The sequence below is a fragment of the Streptomyces sp. NPDC051662 genome (assembly GCF_040681655.1).
Lineage (GTDB): Bacteria > Actinomycetota > Actinomycetes > Streptomycetales > Streptomycetaceae > Streptomyces.
On the sequence record NZ_JBFAZD010000023.1, the window covers coordinates 90,068 to 108,130 of the forward strand.

Here is an 18,063-nt window from a genome sequence, read left to right on the forward strand (position 1 = left end):
CCCGCGCCGCTCGCGTCCCCGTCCGAGCCCGCGCCCGCGCTCGTCCCCGTGCTCTGTATGTGCTCCACGTCCCAGCCCCGATCCTTGGGATCACAGATTACGGAGGGGGTATACGGACACGGAACCTCGGGTCGGTCACGGAAACCGCACTGTGATGCGTAACCGGCGTTGTACGGGGCACAAGTTGGGACTCTTGCCTCAGCGGGTGATCCGGTAGGCGCCGGTCGCCTGCTGGTAGATCTCGTCGACCTTGTCCCGCTGCCCGTCCGGGCCGATGACCTGGATGACGTGATACCGGCCGTCGACGATCATCGCGAGATTCCGTACGAACACCGGGCGCCCGCTGCTGTCCTGCCAGGTGTACTGCCCCTCCGCCATGGCCTGCCGGCCCACATCGATCCGGCGTACACCGGAGGCGCTGGACCAGGACGAGTCACGGAACGGCTGCAACTCCCGCTCCGTGTCGCGCTGGTAGGCGATCGGGTCGTCGCCGTTCTCCGCCACGCTGTCCCGGCCGGGGACGACGATCAGGGTGAAGTCGCCCCCGACATAGCGGACTTGCCCGCTGTCGTTGATGGGGCGTCGCTGCCAGCTCTTGTCGACCCCGATCCGGAAGCCCTCGGAGTCCGTACGCAGGACATAGCCGTCGGCGAGATCGGCGTCGGACCCCGAGGTCTGGGGCGCGGAGGCATTGGACGGGGTCGATCCCGTACTGCCGGGAGCCGGTGTTTCCGGCGCGGCGGACGAGCTGGGGCCCGCCTCACCGACGCTCTGGCTCTGCTGCCCCTGATCCGCCTTGGGCAGGAACAGCACGGCGTAGACGATGGCCGCCACGAGCAGCAACAGGATCAGGATGAGCAGGTTCCGGCCGAGGGAACGGGGGCCGCGGCCGGGGCCCTTCCCGTCCCTGTCGAACCGGTCCGCGCTCTCGAACCGTTCCGCACCGTCGAACCTGTCCGTACCGTCGGACCGGCCGGACCTGCCGGACCTGCCGGACCTTTCCGACCGGTCCGCCCGGTCCGCTCTGTCGAGCCGCTCCGGTCCCGCCGTTCGCTCGGGCCCGTCCAGCAGGCTGTCCAGTCGTTCCGTGATCTCGCGTTCCGCGCGCTCGTGGGGCGCGTCGGCCCCGAGCGCGTGCCCGTGCTCCTGCTCGTACTGCCGTCGCTCGTCGAGACCGGCCCCCCGGCCGCCCTTCTCCTTGCGCTCCTTGCCCTTCTTGTGGCGGTGGCGTCCGCCCAGATCGCGGCCACGCCCGCGGCGCCTGCGCACCAGCTCGCCCCGGCGGCGCACGATCGGCAGCCGGGTCTCGTCCGCCGGCAGCGGTACGACATCGAGACCGGCCTCCGGCTCGGGCGCGGACCGTACGAGCGAGCGCAGCCAGCCGCGCAGCTCCTCGAAGTCCGGCCGCTCGGTCGGGTCCTGACGCAGCAGCGACTCGACGACGGGGCGCAGCGGGCCGCACTCCTCGGCGAAGGCGGGCGGTTCGGCGCAGACGAGCTGCACCAGTTCGATGGCGCTCTCCTCGGGGTACGGGGCATGGCCCTGCACCGCGCGGTAGAGGAGCGCACCGAGGGCCCAGAGGTCGGTGGCGGGCCCGATGGGCGGTGCCAGCTGCCAGTTCTCATGGACGGGACCGGCCTGCTCGGGCGCCCAGCGCTCGGTGACGGCGCCGACGACCGCGATACGGGCCTGCCGGGCGCGTTCGGCGGCGAGCGGGGTGGCGGGGCCGCGGTACGCGGGCAGTGAGCCGCTCGCGACTATCTCGTCCCAGCGCCCGGCGCCCGCACCCTGCCCGGCGACGGCGGGCAGGTGGGCGGACTGCCGCTGCGAGTCGGCGCGGAACGCGTCGCGCGCCCCGCCGGCCTGCCAGTTGCCGCTTCCTCCGCCGCTGCCGCTGCCGGGTCCGGAGTAGGGGGTGTCGCCACCGCGGGCCACGACGGCACCGGAACCGGTACCGGAACCGGCACCGGACCCGCCGGGCGGCAGCGCGGGAATGCCGGACGTACCACCGGCGGACGTGCCACCGGCGCTTCTACCACCGGCGTTTCTGCCACCGGCGTTCGTTCCCTCGCCGCCCGCGCCGGAGCCGCCCCCGAAGGGGCCCGCGGAGTCCGGGCCGTACGGGCTGCCGCCGCCGCCCGCCGGTACGGAGCCCGAGGCGTCGTTCCAGGGAGCCGGGCCGTCGCGCCAGACACCGGCCAGCTGGGCACGGTAGGGGGTGGGCGGGTCGTCGTCCTCGTCGGTATCGGCGTCGGCGTCCGTGTCCGCGAAGGTGCGTGGCCGGGCCCACCAGTCCGGGTCGAGGCTCGCGCCCTGCGGACCGCTGCCGGTGCCGCTCCGGGGAGGTTCCTGCGCATCCGAACCGGCGGTCGTACCCGCCGTGCCCGCCGTACCCCCCGTCGTGCCCGCCGTACCGCCCGAGGCTCCCGGGACAGCCGGGACGCCCGTACCGCCCGTACCGCTCGTACCAGAAACCTGGTCCTCGGTGGCGCGCGCGGCGGCGCGCGCCCCGGCGCGGTACGCGGCGATGGCTCCGGCGCGCGCGGCGCGGATATCGCCGGAAGCGCTCCCGCCCGGCAGCGCCGGCTGACCGCCGTACGGCGCCGGGATCCCGGGGGTGCCGTGATGCGGACGCGGCATCGCGCCGGACGTACCGGACGAGGTGCCGTCGTCGTAGGGACTGTCCGCGCCGTGGCCCGTCCCCAGGGCGGCGCGGCCCGGCGCGCCCGGCACCCCCGCCGTCGGCCCGGGGTCGTACGGCAGCGAGGCCGTCCGCGAACCGGAGGGCCCTTCCGTCGGCGCGTACTGTCCGGGCGCCCCGAGCTGTTCGTAGGGGCCCTGTTCTCCCCGCGCCCCCAGCTCCTCGTGCGGCGCGTGGGGCTCATGCAGTCCGTGGGGCTCATGGAGTCCGTGAGGCTCCCGCTGTCCCTGGTGGTCCGGCTCCTCGAACCGGTCCGGCGGCTCGGGCACCGGCGCGTATCCGCACAGCGCCTCTTCCGCCGCACCCGCGGCGAGCCCGGTCAGCACCACGCGCCCGTCGTCGCAGACGAGCACCGTACGGACGGTGATGTTCCGGTGCGTCCAGCCGTGCGCGTGCACCACCCGTACCGCGGTCAGCACATCGGAGGCGATCTCGGCGGCCCGGAAGGGGTTCAGCGGACGCTCGGCGAGCAGCGCGGCGAGCGGCCTGGCCGCGACCAGTTCACTCACTATCCACAGCGAACCGGCCTCCGCGAACACGTCGAAGACCTGGTCGAGCCGGGGATGATCGGGGATCTGGGCGGCGCTCTGCGCGGCCTCGATGGCCCGCCGTACCGCTGGATCCGTATGCCGGCGTGCCGAGCGCCCCGACGTCCGGCGCGGCGCCGCGGCGCCGTCCGCGTCCACCACCTCCGCGTCCACGACCTCCGGCAGCGGCACCTGCCTGACGAGGACTTCCTGCCCGCTGTACGTATCGAAGGCGCGGGTCTCGACGAGGTCGTACTCATCGGAGGGTGGCAACGGCAGGCGATAGCGGTCGGCGAGCACCCGTCCCGCGTAGTCGTCCACAACGCCTCCCCACCACACGCCGTCTCCCGGTACCGGAGACCCGCGAAACCGCCAATTCCGGTCGTTTACCGGCTCATTGTGGATGCGTACGGTTCGCGAGCTCTCACGATACGTGGCCACGGGCCAACATGCCGCCGGGTCACGGTAACCCGCTGCGTAACGTTCCGCTCTCCTACGCCGAACTACCCACCACAGCGGCCGGAACTCATCGCTCCGCCCACTTGCTCGTCACCATTCAGGGCAGCCAGACGGTCACTCAGGCCATCGCTCAGGCCGTCGGCTCAAATGTCTCGAACGCCGTCTTGCGCAGCGTCTCGCACTCCGAGTCGCTCCACTCGCTCGCCTCGCAGCTGACCATGATCGAGTAGCCGCGCTTGGCATCGATCTTGAAGCCCCGGTTGAGGACCCTGATCCGCTCGCCGCGCTGATCGCGCTCGAACTCCCAGTCGGCGACGGTCTGATAGCCGTTGTAGTCGACCTTCTTGATGCCGAGCAGCTTGTAGTTGTCGCTGCTGCCCCTGACCGCCGACTGGAGCCCCCGCCAGGCCGCCACCGCGTCATCGGTCGGGCTGTCGTTGAAGTCGACCTGGACCCGGGGGAATTCGCCGTCCTCGCTGTAGATGCCGCCGGAGTTGCTGCCCGCTATGCCGGTTCTATGGAACCCCTCGGGCATCGCCATCGAGAAGCGGAACCGGTCGTCGGCGACCTTGGCATAACCGTCGGGCAGCGCGCCGCCCTTCTTTCCGCCGCCCTCCTTCCCGCCGCCCGAGTCGCCCGACGGATCGGAACCGGAACCGGAATCGCGGGACCCCTGCCCGTTCGTGGCGGCGGTGTCCCCCTGGCCGTCCCCCGCCGCGCTCGCGCCCGGCGCCGGGCTCTGCCCCTTGCCGTCGCCCGACGCGTCCTCACCGGCGGTGGCCCCGGCCGAGGCGGTCGAGGGGTCCTTGCCCTGGTTGCTCCCTGACGAGTCGTCGGAGTTCCCGTTCAGCGCGACGATCAGGACGGTGGAGATGAGCGCGAGCGCCGCGACAACCGCGATGATCACCAGCGTGCGCCGGGGCACCACATCGGTGAGCGACGCGCGCGGCGGCGCGGGCCGCTGCGGAACAGCGGACTCCGGGGCCGGCCGGCTCTCGGGCCTGCCGGCCGCCGCGTTCCGCACGGAGCGCAGCGCGCCGCGCACCCGGTCCGCGTCCCCGGCGGAGCCCGTGGGCGACTGTGCGGCCGGAGCCTCTCCCGGCAGCGGCGGCAGCGGCACGACGCGGGTGGCGTCCGCCGCCGGCTCCGGGGCGCGGTGGGGCTGCTCGGGCGCGTCGATGATCTCCTCAAGGAGCGCCCGCGCGCCCGCGTCGTCGAGCCGCTGCTCGGGATCCTTGGCGAGCAGCCCGTAGATGACCTCTTCGAGCGGCCCCGCGTTCTTGGGCGGGTCCAGTGGCTCGGTCATCACGGCGGTGAGCGTGGCGATGGCGGAGCCCTTGTCGTACGGAGGGCATCCCTCCACCGACGCGTACAGCAGACCGCCGAGCGACCAGAGGTCGGCCGCGGGTCCGGGCTTGTGGCCGCGGGCGCGCTCCGGCGAGATGTACGAGGGGGCGCCGACGAGCATGCCCGTCGAGGTGACCGACGGGTCGCCCTCGACCTGGGCGATACCGAAATCGGTGAGGACCACGCGCCCGTCCTCGGCGATCAGCACATTGGACGGCTTCACATCGCGGTGCAGGATGCCCTCGCGGTGTGCGGAGCGCAGCACATCGAGGATCGCGAGCCCGACCTCGGCGGCCCGCCTGGGCGTCAGCAGCCCGTCCTCCCGGACGGCTTCGGCGAGCGACTTGCCCTCGACCAGCTCCATGACGATCCAGGGCCGGTCGTCCTCGTCCACGACGTCATAGACCGTCACCGCGCCGTTGTTGCGGATCCGCGCGATCGCCTTGGCCTCGCGCAGCGTGCGTGTGATCAGCCGGCGCTTCTCGTCCTCGTCGATGCTGGAGGGAAAGCGCAGTTCCTTCACCGCGACCGTACGGCCGAGCGTCTCGTCGAGCGCCCGCCAGACCGTGCCCATGCCACCGCGCCCCAGCACCCCGCCGAGCCGGTACCTGCCCGCGAGCAAGCGCCCTTCCGGAGTGCCGTCGGCGCTCTTCCTCGCGTCCTGCTGGGGCTCCTGCGCCGTGTCCCGCGACTGCTCCGACTGCGACATGCGTCCCCTCTGCGATCCCTGATCCTGGCCCGCGACTCCACCCGCCCGCGCGGTGCCGTAACGCGCCCTGGCAGAGGCTTCATTGTCCCTCACTCCGGGACCGTCACCGCTCCCGGGTCCGGCGTCCACGAGGATGGTGCCGGACGAAGCCGACCCCCACCATGCACTCCCCCTGGCCCGGGTGACCACCCCGTCGGTCATAACCCTGTTCGAAACGGGCACCCGCGTTCCAGGCATCGGCGTTACGGATGTGCCGAACGGGTCCGCTGTGGTGCGTAAGGAGGCAGCGTACGGAGGCAGCGCACGGAGGCAGCCGTCCCACGCTCTCCCTTACGGCGGGACCACCCGTCTTGTCTCAGTCCTCGCCCACATCCGCTGTCCCCCCTGCTGGACACCGCCGCCACCCGCGGCGTCCACGGCCCGCGCATCTACCCGGAGCGGCTCCCCCGCGGCCCCACCGTCGATCGAACGGGCCCTGCTGGAAGCGGAGTTCCGCCGAGCCGGAGGAGCCCGCCCCTGACCGGGCCCGCCCGGCGGCGCACACCGGCCACGGCGCGTCAGATCGGCACGATGTCCGGCGCGCCGAGCCGCGCCGCGTCCGCCGTCTGGTCGTCCGGCTGCCGCTGCGACTCCCGCTCCGCCTCCACCCTCTTCTCGTAGTGCCCGACCTCCCGCTCGATCCGATCCTTGTCCCAGCCGAGCACCGGCGCCATCAGCTCCGCGCACTCCCGCGCACTGCGGGTGCCCCGGTCGAACGTCTCGATCGAGATCCGGGTACGCCGGGTCAGTACGTCGTCGAGATGGCGCGCCCCTTCGTGCGAGGCCGCGTAGACGATCTCGGCGCGCAGATAGTCGTCGGCGGCGGCCAGTGGCTCACCGAGACCCGGGTCCGCCGCGATCAGTTCGAGCAGTTCCTCGACGAGCGTCCCGTACCGGTTCAGCAGATGCTCCACGCGGGCGACATGGATCCCGGTCCGCGCGGCCATCCTCGCCCGCGCGTTCCACAGCGCGTGATACCCCTCGGCGCCGAGCAGCGGCACGTCCTCGGTGACGCACTCCGCCACCCGCTGGTCGAGGCCGTGCACCGCCTCGTCCACCGCGTCCTTGGCCATCACCCGGTACGTCGTGTACTTGCCGCCGGCGACGACCACCATGCCGGGCACCGGGTGCGCGACGGTGTGCTCGCGCGACAGCTTGCTGGTGGCGTCGGACTCCCCGGCGAGCAGCGGACGCAGTCCGGCATACACCCCCTGTACGTCGTCCCTGGTCAGAGGCGTGTGCAGCACCGAGTTCACATGCTCGAGCAGATAGTCGATATCGGCGCTGGAGGCCGCCGGATGGGCCTTGTCCAGATCCCAGTCGGTGTCGGTGGTGCCCACGATCCAGTGCCGGCCCCAGGGGATGACGAACAGCACCGATTTCTCGGTCCGCAGGATCAGTCCCGTCGTCGAGTGGATCCGGTCCTTGGGCACGACCAGATGGATGCCCTTGGAGGCCCGGACATGGAACTGCCCGCGCTCGGCGATCAGCGCCTGGGTGTCGTCCGTCCAGACCCCGGTGGCGTTGACGACCTGCTTGGCCCGGATCTCGTACTCCCCGGCCCCTTCGCTCTGCGAGCTCTCCACGTCCCGCACGCGCGCCCCGACGACCCGCTCGCCCTCGCGCAGGAAGCCGACGACCCGCGCCCGGCTGGCGACATGCGCGCCATAGGTCGCGGCCGTACGCACCAGCGTCGCCACATAGCGCGCGTCGTCCATCTGCGCGTCGTAGTACTGCAACGCCCCCACCAGCGCGTCCTTCTTGAGGCAGGGCGCCACCCGCAGCGCGTGGCGCCGGGAGAGATGGCGGTGGACCGGCAGCCCGCGGCCGTGTCCGGACGAGACGGACATCGCGTCGTACAGCGCGACGCCCGAGCCCGCGTAGAGCCGCTCCCAGCCCTTGTGCCGCAACGGGTAGAGGAAGGGCACGGGCTTCACCAGATGGGGCGCCAGCTTCTCCAGCAGCAGTCCACGTTCCTTGAGGGCTTCACGGACGAGCGCGAAGTCGAGCATCTCCAGATAGCGCAGCCCGCCGTGGATCAGCTTGCTCGACCGGCTGGAGGTGCCGGACGCCCAGTCGCGCGCCTCGACGAGACCGGTCGCCAGCCCTCGGGTCACGGCGTCGAGTGCGGTCCCCGCCCCGACCACGCCCGCGCCCACGACCAGCACGTCCAGTTCACGCTCGGCCATCGCCGCGAGCGCCTGGCCGCGCTCCGCAGGTCCCAGTGTCGCTGTTCTCACCGCTGCCTCCCGTCGTCCCCCGTGTGGTCGGGCTCACACCATCGATTCTGTCCGCACTCCACGACTTCAGCCACCGCCTGTGGATAACACCGGTCACACAGCTGTCGACGAATAACGCCGTCCCTCTCGCGAAACGGACTTCCCCGGCCACGCAATGCCGCATAACGGTCATATTTACGCCTAGTCTGACATTGCGCGTGCCCATTCTGTCCACAGGGTTTGCGCTCTCTGTCCACTCCGGCTAAGGGAAGGGCGGTCATCGCCGTGCCCGCAGATCTCGCCGTCATCGGACTCGGCCATCTCGGCCTGCCCCTCGCCCACGCCGCCGTGGCCGCCGGTATCGAGACCATCGGCTACGACACCGACCCGCGGCCCGTCGCCGAGCTGGCCGCCGGCCGCTCCCCGGTCGACGGTCCGCTCACCGCCTCCGACGTACGCCGGATGCTCTCGGGGGGCTTCCGGCCAACCACCAACCCCACCGATCTCGGCCGGGTCCGTACGGCCGTCATCTGCGCGCCCACCCCGCTCGGCGCCGACCGCACCCCCGATCCGACCGCGATCGGCGACGCGGCCCGCGCGCTGGCCACCCGGCTGCGCCCGCACACCACCGTGCTGCTGGAATCACCCGTCGCGCCCGGCACCACCGAGGGCTTCCTCCGCACCATCCTGGAGGAGGGCTCAGGACTGCGTGCCGGACGCGACTTCCATCTCGCGTACTCCCCCGGCCGGCTCGACCCCGGCAACCGCACCCACGGCTTCGCCAACACCCCCAAGGTGATCGGTGGTCTCACCCCCGCCTGCACCGAGTCGGCGGCGGCCTTCTACAGCCGCCTCACCGACAAGGTCGTCCGGGCGCGCGGCCCGCGCGAGGCCGAGACGGTCAAGCTCCTCGAAACCAACTTCCGGCACGTCAACATCGCCCTGGTCAATGAGATGGCCGTGCTCTGCCACGACCTCGGCGTCGACCTCTGGGACGTCATCCGCTGCGCCGAGACCAAGCCCTTCGGCTTCCAGGCCTTCCGGCCGGGCCCCGGCGTCGGCGGCCACGGCGTGCCGATGGACCCCAGCTATCTGCCGCACGCGGGCCGCACCCCGGGCCATCCGCTGCGGATGGTCGGCCTCGCGCAGGAGATCAACTCCCGGATGCCGCAGTACGTCATCCAGCGCAGCGCCACCCTCCTCAACGAGCACGGCAAGTCCGCGCGCGGCGCCCGCGTACTGCTCCTCGGTGTCACCTACAAGCCCGACCTCGCCGACCAGGAGAGCTCACCGGCCACCGAGATCGCCTGCCGGCTGATGGATCTGGGCGCCACCGTCAGCTACCACGATCCGTACGTCCCGGACTGGCGCGTACGCGAACTCCCCGTGCCCCGCGCGGACTCGCTCTACGAGGCCGCCGCCAACGCGGATCTGACGGTGCTGCTCCAGCACCACCGCACGTACGACCTCCAAGGTCTGGCGGTCAAGGCGCAGTTGCTGCTGGACACCAGGGGCGCGAGCCCGGCGGGCGCCGCGTACCGCCTCTGAAACCGGGCGTACCACGCTGAAACCGGTACGGGACTGTCCGAGATGACTGCTACTGTCCAGGGCCATCGAGCGCAGATCATGCGCACGACACTTTCCCTGGGGGGGATTTTCAGCATGAGCCAGTCCGTTCCACCACCCGGCAATCCGTTCGCGGGCGGCGCCGTTCCGCCCGGCCCGTACACGCCGCCTCCGCCGCCCGCGCCCGTGCGCGAGAATCTCACGCTCGCCCTGCTGGCGGCCGTGGTCGCCGCGGTCGTCGGCTGCGCGGTCTACGGCGGGATCGCCGGCGCCCTTGAGCGCGAGATCGGCTTCGCCGCCATCGGTGTCGGCTTCCTCGTCGGGTTCGCCGCGGGCAAGGTCGGCGGGCCCAGCCCCGTACTGCCGGTCGTCAGCGCCGTCCTGTCCCTGGGCGCGGTCTACGTGGGCCAGCTCCTCGGTATCGCGATCATCGTCGCCAAGGAACTGAACGTGTCCACGACGGATGTCTTCCTCGACAACTTCGGTCTGCTGACCGAGGCGTGGAACGAGGGCAAGGACATCATGACGTTCCTGTTCTTCGCGCTCGCCGCCTTCGCGGCCTTCTCGGGTGCGAAGAAGGCCGCCGGATAAGGCGGCCCCTCAGAAGACACGGCACGACACAGCGGAGTGCCCCGGACCGCGCGACGCGGTCCGGGGCACTCCGCCTCTTGAGTCATGAGTCATGGGCCATGAGTCCGACGGTCCTCAGCGGCGGTGCTGCGAGTCCGCCACCGTCACCTCGACGCGCTGAAACTCCTTCAGCTCGCTGTAGCCCGTCGTCGCCATGGCCCGCCTCAGCGCGCCGAAGAAGTTCATCGACCCGTCCGGGATGTGCGAGGGGCCGGTGAGGACCTCCTCCGTCGTCCCGACGATGCCCAGATCCACCAGCTTGCCGCGCGGCACGTCCTCGTGGACCGCCTCCATGCCCCAGTGGCGTCCCTTGCCCGGCGCGTCCGTGGCCCGCGCCAGCGGCGAGCCGATCATCACCGAGTCCGCGCCGCACGCGATCGCCTTGGGCAGATCGCCCGACCAGCCGACCCCGCCGTCCGCGATGACATGCACATACCGGCCACCGGACTCGTCCATGTAGTCCCGGCGGGCCGCCGCGACATCCGCGACGGCGGTCGCCATCGGGACCTGGATGCCCAGCACATTGCGGGTGGTGTGCGCGGCGCCGCCGCCGAAGCCGACCAGCACACCCGCCGCGCCCGTACGCATCAGATGCAGGGCCGCGGTGTACGTGGCGCAGCCGCCGACGATGACCGGCACATCCAGCTCGTAGATGAACTGCTTCAGGTTCAGCGGCTCCGCGGCCCCCGAGACATGCTCGGCGGAAACGGTCGTCCCGCGGATGACGAAGATGTCGACCCCGGCGTCCACCACGGCCTTGGAGAACTGCGCCGTGCGCTGCGGTGAGAGCGCGGCGGCCGTGACCACGCCCGATTCCCGCACCTCCTTGATGCGCTGCCCGATCAGTTCTTCCTTGATCGGCTCGGCGTAGATCTCCTGGAGCCTGCGGTTGGCGGTGGCCTCCTCAAGACCGGCGATCTCGTCGAGCAGCGGCTCCGGGTCCTCGTACCGGGTCCACAGGCCCTCCAGGTTGAGCACCCCCAGACCGCCCATCTCACCGATCCGGATCGCGGTCCGCGGGGAGACGACGGAGTCCATGGGAGCGGCCAGGAAGGGCAGCTCGAACCGGTAGGCGTCGATCTGCCAGGCGATCGAGACCTCCTTCGGGTCCCGGGTGCGCCGGCTCGGGACGACGGCGATGTCGTCGAAGGCGTACGCCCTGCGGCCGCGCTTGCCGCGCCCGATCTCGATCTCAGTCACGATGTGTGGCCTTTCCCTCTACGTCTGCCCGTCCAGTATCCCCGACGCGCCAGTGAGGGGCGGTCCCGGAAACCGGGGCCGCCCCTCACGGAAACATGTGCTTACCGCACGATCTCAGTTCACGGTGTAGTTCGGTGCCTCGACCGTCATCTGGATGTCGTGCGGGTGGCTCTCCTTGAGGCCCGCCGATGTGATCCGTACGAAGCGGCCCTTGCTCTCCATCTCGTCGATGGAGGCGGCGCCCACGTACCCCATGGTCTGGCGCAGCCCGCCGACCAGCTGGTGCAGTACGGCGGCGAGCGGCCCCCGGAAGGGGACCTGGCCCTCGATGCCCTCGGGCACCAGCTTGTCGTCCGAGGACACCTCGGCCTGGAAGTAGCGGTCCTTGGAGAACGAACGCCCCTGGCCACGCGACTGCATCGCGCCGAGCGACCCCATGCCCCGGTACGACTTGAACTGCTTGCCGTTGATGAACTGGAGCTCGCCCGGCGACTCCTCGCAGCCCGCGAGCAGGCTGCCCAGCATGACCGTGCTGGCTCCGGCGGCGAGCGCCTTGCCGATGTCGCCGGAGTACTGGAGGCCGCCGTCGCCGATGACCGGGATACCGGCGGCCTGACACGCCACCGCCGCCTCGTAGATCGCCGTGACCTGCGGGACCCCGATACCGGCGACCACGCGGGTGGTACAGATCGAGCCGGGTCCGACGCCGACCTTGACGCCGTCCACCCCCGCGTCGATCAGCGCCTGGGCGCCCTCACGGGTGGCGACATTGCCGCCGATGACATCGACCGGGACACTCGACTTGATCTTGGACATCCAGCTGAGCGCGTTGCTGTTGTGACCGTGCGAGGTGTCCACGACCAGGAAGTCCACTCCCGCCGCGACCAGCGCCTGGGCGCGCTCCAGCGCCTCCGGGCTGGCCCCCACGGCGGCACCGACCAGCAGCCGGCCCTCCGCGTCCTTGGCCGCCTGCGGGTACTTCTCCGCCTTGACGAAGTCCTTGACCGTGATCAGGCCCTTGAGGATGCCCGCGTCGTCGACCAGCGGCAGCTTCTCGATCTTGTGACGGCGCAGCAGCCCCATGGCGTCCACACCGGAGATGCCGACCTTGCCGGTGACCAGCGGCATCGGGGTCATGACCTCGCGCACCTGGCGCGAACGGTCCGCCTCGAAGGCCATGTCACGGTTGGTGACGATGCCGAGCAGCTTGCCCGCGCGGTCGGTGACCGGGACACCGCTGATCCGGAACTTGGCGCAGAGCTGATCGGCCTCGGCGAGCGTCGCGTCGGGGTGCACCGTGATCGGGTCGGTGACCATGCCGGACTCGGAGCGCTTCACCAGATCGACCTGGTTGGCCTGGTCCGCGATGGAGAGATTGCGGTGCAGCACACCCACGCCGCCCTGCCGCGCCATCGCGATCGCCATCCGGGCCTCGGTGACCTTGTCCATCGCCGCGGACAGCAGCGGGATGTTCACCTTGACGTTCCGCGAGACCAGTGAGGCGGTGTCCACCTGGTTCGGCAGCACCTCCGAGGCCCCCGGAAGCAGCAGCACGTCGTCGTATGTCAGCCCGAGCGTCGCGAATTTCTCGGGCACTCCGTCGACGTTTGCAGTCATGACACCTTCCCCAAATGGCCTTGATCGGTGCGGATGTCCATGCTAACGGGCTCCGCGGGCCACTCATTCCACGATCGAGATCACCGATCGGCTTCGTATGTTCATACGTTCGCGTACCTCCGAACGCCGCTCACGGCGACCGCCGGGGCGGGGAAGCGCCGGTACGACCGTCCGTCAGGGGCCCGGACGACCACGCGGTTCACTGCTCGGCCAGGGCCCGCAGCCTGCTGAGCGCGCGGTGCTGGGCGACCCGTACGGCACCCGGCGACATCCCCAGCATCTGCCCGGTCTCCTCGGCGGTCAGCCCGACCGCGACCCGCAGCACCAGCAGCTCGCGCTGGTTCTCCGGCAGATTGGCGAGCAGTTTCTTGGCCCACTCCGCGTCACTGCTGAGCAGCGCGCGCTCCTCTGGCCCCAGGGAATCGTCCGGCCGCTCGGGCATCTCGTCGGACGGCACGGCCGTGGATCCCGGGTGCCGCATGGCGGCCCGCTGGAGATCGGCGACCTTGTGCCCGGCGATGGCGAAGACGAACGCCTCGAAGGGCCGGCCGGTGTCGCGGTAGCGCGGCAGCGCCATGAGGACGGCGACACAGACTTCCTGCGCGAGGTCCTCCACGAAGTGCCGCGCGTCACCGGGCAGCCGGTTCAGTCGCGTACGGCAGTAACGCAGCGCGAGCGGATGGACCCGGGCCAGCAGATCGTGCGTGGCCTGTTCGTCGCCGTCGACGGCACGGTGAACGAGCGCACCAATCACCGTGGTCTCGTCATCGCGCATCGGTCCATGGTGCCTTGGCGGCTGTTGATCGGTGGCACCGCGTCCATAGTTGTGCACCGAAGCGTTATGAGCGGGTGCGGCAGAACTCATTTCCTGCGCTCTCCCCTCGCGCTCGTCCGACTCGTCCCCGAGGAACTCCACATCTCAAGGATGCGGCATCGCGCGGGAAACGGGTGTGTACGAGCGTACGTTGCCCCGCCCGCCGGGTTCTGTCGCGACAGACGCGACAGAACCGGCGGCGGGCGGGGACGGCTACGGCGTGTCAGCGGACAAGGCCCCAGCGGAAGCCGAGCGCCACCGCGTGCGCCCGGTCCGAGGCGCCGAGCTTCTTGAAGAGCCGCCGGGCGTGCGTCTTGACCGTGTCCTCGGAAAGGAACAGCTCACGGCCGATCTCCGCGTTCGACCGGCCATGGCTCATGCCTTCGAGCACCTGGATCTCGCGCGCGGTGAGCGTGGGCGCGGCGCCCATCTCGGCCGAGCGGAGCCGGCGCGGCGCGAGCCGCCAGGTCGGATCGGCGAGCGCCTGTGTGACGGTCGCGCGCAGTTCCGCACGCGAGGCGTCCTTGTGGAGATAGCCGCGGGCACCGGCGGCGACCGCGAGCGCGACCCCGTCCAGGTCCTCGGCGACCGTCAGCATGATGATCCGGGCGCCGGGGTCCGCCGAGAGCAGCCGGCGGACCGTCTCGACACCGCCCAGCCCCGGCATGCGTACATCCATCAGAATCAGGTCGGACCGGTCGGCGCCCCAGCGGCGGAGGACTTCCTCGCCGTTGGCCGCGGTCGTCACGCGCTCGACACCGGGCACGGTCGCGACCGCGCGGCGAAGCGCCTCTCGGGCAAGCGGGGAGTCGTCGCAGACGAGGACGGATGTCATGACCGTCCTCCGCAGCTGATGCGCGTCACCTTGAGCCTCCAGGCTGGGTACATATCGTCACCTGTGCGATTGACGCTCTCGGACATGCGCCCGAGCGCTCGTTCTCTCAACCGCCTCGCACATTCAACGACGGTCACTCGAAAGAGTTACGGGTCGGACAACCCTCTTCGACACTCCCTGTGAGGGGTCGCACACGGAGGAGAGCGCAAGGGGTTGACCGGTACCCAATCGGAGGTATGCCCCATTTAGCGGCTTTTCTTCACTTTTACTGGTGTCTGTGGCTAGATTCGCAATGAGTCATATTTACATCTACTTACATAGTAGATGTACGGTCGTGAGCACCGGTGCGTGTACGCGCCGGGCTCGTACCCGGCGTCCAAGCGGCCCGTATCCGCCTCAGCACGGTTTCAAGGGGACATGAGCAATGGCAGATTTCTCCCGCCTTCCCGGACCGAACGCAGACCTGTGGGACTGGCAGCTCCTCGCGGCATGTCGGGGTGTCGACAGTTCGCTCTTCTTCCACCCGGAAGGGGAAAGAGGCGCGGCACGAAGCGCGCGTGAGAACTCGGCGAAAGAGGTGTGCATGAGGTGCCCCGTCCGCGCGGAGTGCGCGGCACACGCCCTGGCGGTGCGGGAGCCGTACGGCGTGTGGGGCGGACTGACCGAGGACGAACGCGAGGAGCTGATGGGGCGGGCGCGGACCCGGCTGATCACGGCATCGACCTCGGGTCACGGCGGCGGCACCGGTCACAGCCACAGCCACAGCCACGGCCACGGCCACGGGGGCCACGAGAACGGCTGAGTGTCCGACGGCCCGTCATTAGCGAAGAAACGTTCCTGCAAGCACAGCAACGCCACACCACCCCTCCCGCACCACCCCTCCCGCGGCGCCCTCTCAGCGCGCGCCGGCCAGGACCAGCTGATCCAGCGTCGCCGCCACGGCCGGGACCCGCGCGAGATCGGGCAGGGTCAGCGCGACGATCTCCCGGTGAACGGACGGCTCGACCGTGAGCGTACGAACGCCCTCCGTACGTACGGACTCCATCGCCAGCTCCGGCAGCACCGCCACCCCAAGCCCCGCCGCGACCAGGCCGATCACGGCCGGGTAGTCATCCGTCGCGAAGTCGATCCGGGGCGTGAATCCCGCCGCCTCACACGCGTCGACCAACTGGGTACGGCAGCGGGGACAGCCCGCGATCCAGGGCTCCGCGGCCAGCTCGGCGATCGCGACCGTACCGGCGTCCGCGAGCCGGTGGCCCTCGGGGACCAGACCGACGAGCCGGTCCACGAGCAGCGGGCGTACGACGAGGTCGTCCCACTCGGCGCCGGAGCCGCCGTACCGGAACGCCAGCGCCACATCGCACTCACCGTCCCGCAGCATCACCGCCGAACTCGGCGGCTCGGCATCGACCAGCGAGACCCGCGTGCCCGGATGGGCCGCGCGCAGGGCGGCCAGAGCGGTCGGCACCAGCGTGGAACTGCCGCTGGGGAAGGACACCAGCCTGACCCGGCCGGCCCGCAGCCCGGCGATGGCCGCGATCTCCTCCTCCGCCGCGGTGAGGCCGGCGAGGATGCCCGTCGCGTGCCGCACCAGCGCCTCGCCGGCCTGCGTCAGCCGCATCTCGCGGCCGGTGCGGATGATCAGCGGGGTGCCCGCTGACGATTCGAGCGCCTTCATCTGCTGGCTGACGGCCGGCTGCGTACAGCCCAGCTCGCGGGCCGCGGCGGAGAAGGAGCCCGTGGCGGCCACGGTGCGCAGGACACGGAGATGACGGGCTTCGATCACCCTGTGAGTATAAGCGAGTCTTTGGGGTACCGATAATTAACGGGTGGAATCTTTGAGGGTGGGGTGGTTAGCGTGGCGTGTATGAAGCTTCTGACCGTAAATGTGGGGCGGCCGACGGCCGTGGAGTACACGGACACCCCGGGCGGGCTCACCGGGATCGACAAACGTCCGACCGACCGTCCCGTCCGGGTGTCGGATCCCGGGGCGAAGGGCGAGGGCGGGAGCGGCGTCGCCGGTGACACGGTCTGCGATCTGCGCCATCACGGCGGCACCGACCAGGCGGTGTACGCCTTCGCCCGGGAGGATCTGGACTTCTGGGCGCGGGAGCTGGGACGGCCGCTGGCCAACGGCGCCTTCGGGGAGAACCTCACCACGTCCGGCCTGGACATCATGGGCGCCAGGATCGGCGAGCGCTGGCGTATCGGCTCCGACGTGGTGCTGGAGACGACGAGCGGGCGGATTCCGTGCCGTACGTTCCAGGGCTGGCTCGGTGAGAAGGGCTGGGTGCGGCGGTTCACCGGGCAGGCCGTGACCGGGGTGTATCTGCGGGTCATCACCCCCGGCGAGATACGCGCGGGCGATCCGATCGAGATCGTCCACCGGCCGGACCATGACGTGACGGTCTCCCTGGCCTTCCGCGCCGTCACCACCGAGCGCGAGCTGCTGCCACGGGTTCTCGCCGCCGGTGAGGCCCTGCACGCCGAGGAGTTGAGGACAGCGCGGGAGTACGTCGAGAAATACGCCACGGAGAGCGCCGCGAAGTAACCCATTCCCGGGCGTCGCCGGGTCCGCCCGCGCAGGCACTAACGTGCCTGCCTATGACGACTGCTTTGATTACCGGCGCGACGGCTGGGATCGGCGCCGCCTTCGCTCGGCGGCTGGCCGCGGACGGACACAATCTCGTCCTGGTCGCCCGCGACACCGAGCGTTTGCGGGCCCAGGCCACCGAACTGCACGACCGGCACGGCATCGAGGCCGAGGTGCTGACCGCCGACCTCTCCACCGACCACGGGATCGCCTCGGTGGAGAAGCGGCTCTCGGACCGCAAGCAGCCGATCGATCTGCTGGTCAACAACGCGGGGTTCGGCAACAAGGGGCGGTTCCTCGATGTCTCGATGGCCGACGAGCTGACGATGCTGAAGGTGCACTGCGAGGCGGTACTGCGGCTGACCTCGGCGGCGGTCCCCGGGATGAAGTCGCGCGGCCGGGGCGGGGTCGTCAATGTGGCGTCCGTGGCCGCGTTCGTACCGCGCGGGACGTACGGCGCCTCGAAGGCCTGGGTCGTGCAGTTCACCCAGGGCGTGGCGCGGGATCTGGCCGGGACGGGCCTACGGCTGATGGTGCTGTGCCCGGGTTTCGTACGGACCGAGTTCCATGAGCGGGCCGGGATGGGCACGGATAACATCCCGGGCTGGATGTGGCTTGACGCGGACAAGCTGGTGGCCGCCGCGCTGGCGGACCTGGCGCGCGGGAAGACCGTGTCCGTACCGGATCCGCGCTACAAGGCGCTGATGGGAGCGGTGAAGCTGGCTCCGCGCGGGCTGCTCGGCGGGATCACCTCGAAGACGGGCCGCAAGTACGGCCCGCGGTAAGCCGTCGAAGCCGTCACGCACG

13 protein-coding genes are annotated in these 18,063 nt (G+C 70.8%); 5 read left to right on the plus strand and 8 right to left on the minus strand.

The genetic code is table 11. The annotated features are described in order from the left end of the window. Window positions 1–198: 198 nt before the first annotated feature. From AB0M67_RS30945 to AB0M67_RS30955, 3 genes are all read right to left on the minus strand, one after another. Window positions 199–3,549, minus strand: coding sequence for a serine/threonine protein kinase (locus AB0M67_RS30945; RefSeq protein WP_365750865.1), 3,351 nt, complete (start codon window positions 3,547–3,549; stop codon window positions 199–201). Window positions 3,550–3,817: 268 nt separating this feature from the next. Then, the gene (locus AB0M67_RS30950) at window positions 3,818–5,743 is read right to left on the minus strand and encodes a protein kinase (protein ID WP_365750866.1); all 1,926 of its coding nucleotides are present in this window, start codon (window positions 5,741–5,743) and stop codon (window positions 3,818–3,820) included. A 557-nt stretch (window positions 5,744–6,300) separates the two neighbouring features. Further along, on the minus strand, window positions 6,301–8,022 hold the full coding sequence (locus AB0M67_RS30955) for a glycerol-3-phosphate dehydrogenase/oxidase (RefSeq protein WP_365750867.1): 1,722 nt from the start codon (window positions 8,020–8,022) through the stop codon (window positions 6,301–6,303). A gap of 264 nt (window positions 8,023–8,286) precedes the next feature. Here AB0M67_RS30955 and AB0M67_RS30960 point away from each other — a divergent pair, with 264 nt between their 5' ends. Both AB0M67_RS30960 and AB0M67_RS30965 read left to right on the plus strand, forming a co-directional pair. After that, entirely contained in the window at window positions 8,287–9,549 is a 1,263-nt protein-coding gene (locus AB0M67_RS30960; RefSeq protein WP_365750868.1) for a nucleotide sugar dehydrogenase, read from the plus strand. Between the two features lie 114 nt (window positions 9,550–9,663). After that, the gene (locus tag AB0M67_RS30965; protein ID WP_365750869.1) at window positions 9,664–10,158 is read left to right on the plus strand and encodes a hypothetical protein; all 495 of its coding nucleotides are present in this window, start codon (window positions 9,664–9,666) and stop codon (window positions 10,156–10,158) included. 114 nt (window positions 10,159–10,272) lie between these two features. Here the strand turns inward: AB0M67_RS30965 and AB0M67_RS30970 are convergent, their stop codons facing one another. From AB0M67_RS30970 to AB0M67_RS30985, 4 genes are all read right to left on the minus strand, one after another. Continuing rightward, complete coding sequence (locus tag AB0M67_RS30970; RefSeq protein ID WP_249948291.1) at window positions 10,273–11,397, minus strand: GuaB3 family IMP dehydrogenase-related protein; 1,125 nt, start codon at window positions 11,395–11,397, stop codon at window positions 10,273–10,275. Between the two features lie 114 nt (window positions 11,398–11,511). After that, on the minus strand, window positions 11,512–13,014 hold the full coding sequence (guaB, locus tag AB0M67_RS30975; RefSeq protein WP_365750870.1) for an IMP dehydrogenase: 1,503 nt from the start codon (window positions 13,012–13,014) through the stop codon (window positions 11,512–11,514). Between the two features lie 199 nt (window positions 13,015–13,213). After that, window positions 13,214–13,789 carry a sigma-70 family RNA polymerase sigma factor gene (locus AB0M67_RS30980; RefSeq protein WP_030351487.1) on the minus strand — a complete coding sequence of 192 codons (576 nt, stop codon included), beginning with the start codon at window positions 13,787–13,789 and terminating at the stop codon, window positions 13,214–13,216. A 262-nt stretch (window positions 13,790–14,051) separates the two neighbouring features. After that, the gene (locus AB0M67_RS30985; RefSeq protein ID WP_003948568.1) at window positions 14,052–14,663 is read right to left on the minus strand and encodes a response regulator transcription factor; all 612 of its coding nucleotides are present in this window, start codon (window positions 14,661–14,663) and stop codon (window positions 14,052–14,054) included. Window positions 14,664–15,087: 424 nt separating this feature from the next. Between AB0M67_RS30985 and AB0M67_RS30990 the strand changes: the two genes are divergently transcribed. After that, a complete protein-coding gene (locus AB0M67_RS30990) occupies window positions 15,088–15,465 on the plus strand; it encodes a WhiB family transcriptional regulator (protein WP_365750871.1) in 378 nt (125 codons plus the stop codon). A gap of 93 nt (window positions 15,466–15,558) precedes the next feature. On the opposite strand, the gene AB0M67_RS30995 is transcribed toward AB0M67_RS30990, so the two are convergent. Next, the gene (locus AB0M67_RS30995; protein WP_365750872.1) at window positions 15,559–16,449 is read right to left on the minus strand and encodes a LysR family transcriptional regulator; all 891 of its coding nucleotides are present in this window, start codon (window positions 16,447–16,449) and stop codon (window positions 15,559–15,561) included. A gap of 81 nt (window positions 16,450–16,530) precedes the next feature. Here AB0M67_RS30995 and AB0M67_RS31000 point away from each other — a divergent pair, with 81 nt between their 5' ends. Further along, window positions 16,531–17,214: an MOSC domain-containing protein gene (locus AB0M67_RS31000; protein ID WP_365750873.1), complete on the plus strand. Its 684-nt coding sequence runs from the start codon at window positions 16,531–16,533 to the stop codon at window positions 17,212–17,214. A 53-nt stretch (window positions 17,215–17,267) separates the two neighbouring features. Beyond that, window positions 17,268–18,041 carry an SDR family oxidoreductase gene (locus AB0M67_RS31005; protein WP_365750874.1) on the plus strand — a complete coding sequence of 258 codons (774 nt, stop codon included), beginning with the start codon at window positions 17,268–17,270 and terminating at the stop codon, window positions 18,039–18,041. Window positions 18,042–18,063 lie beyond the last annotated feature (22 nt).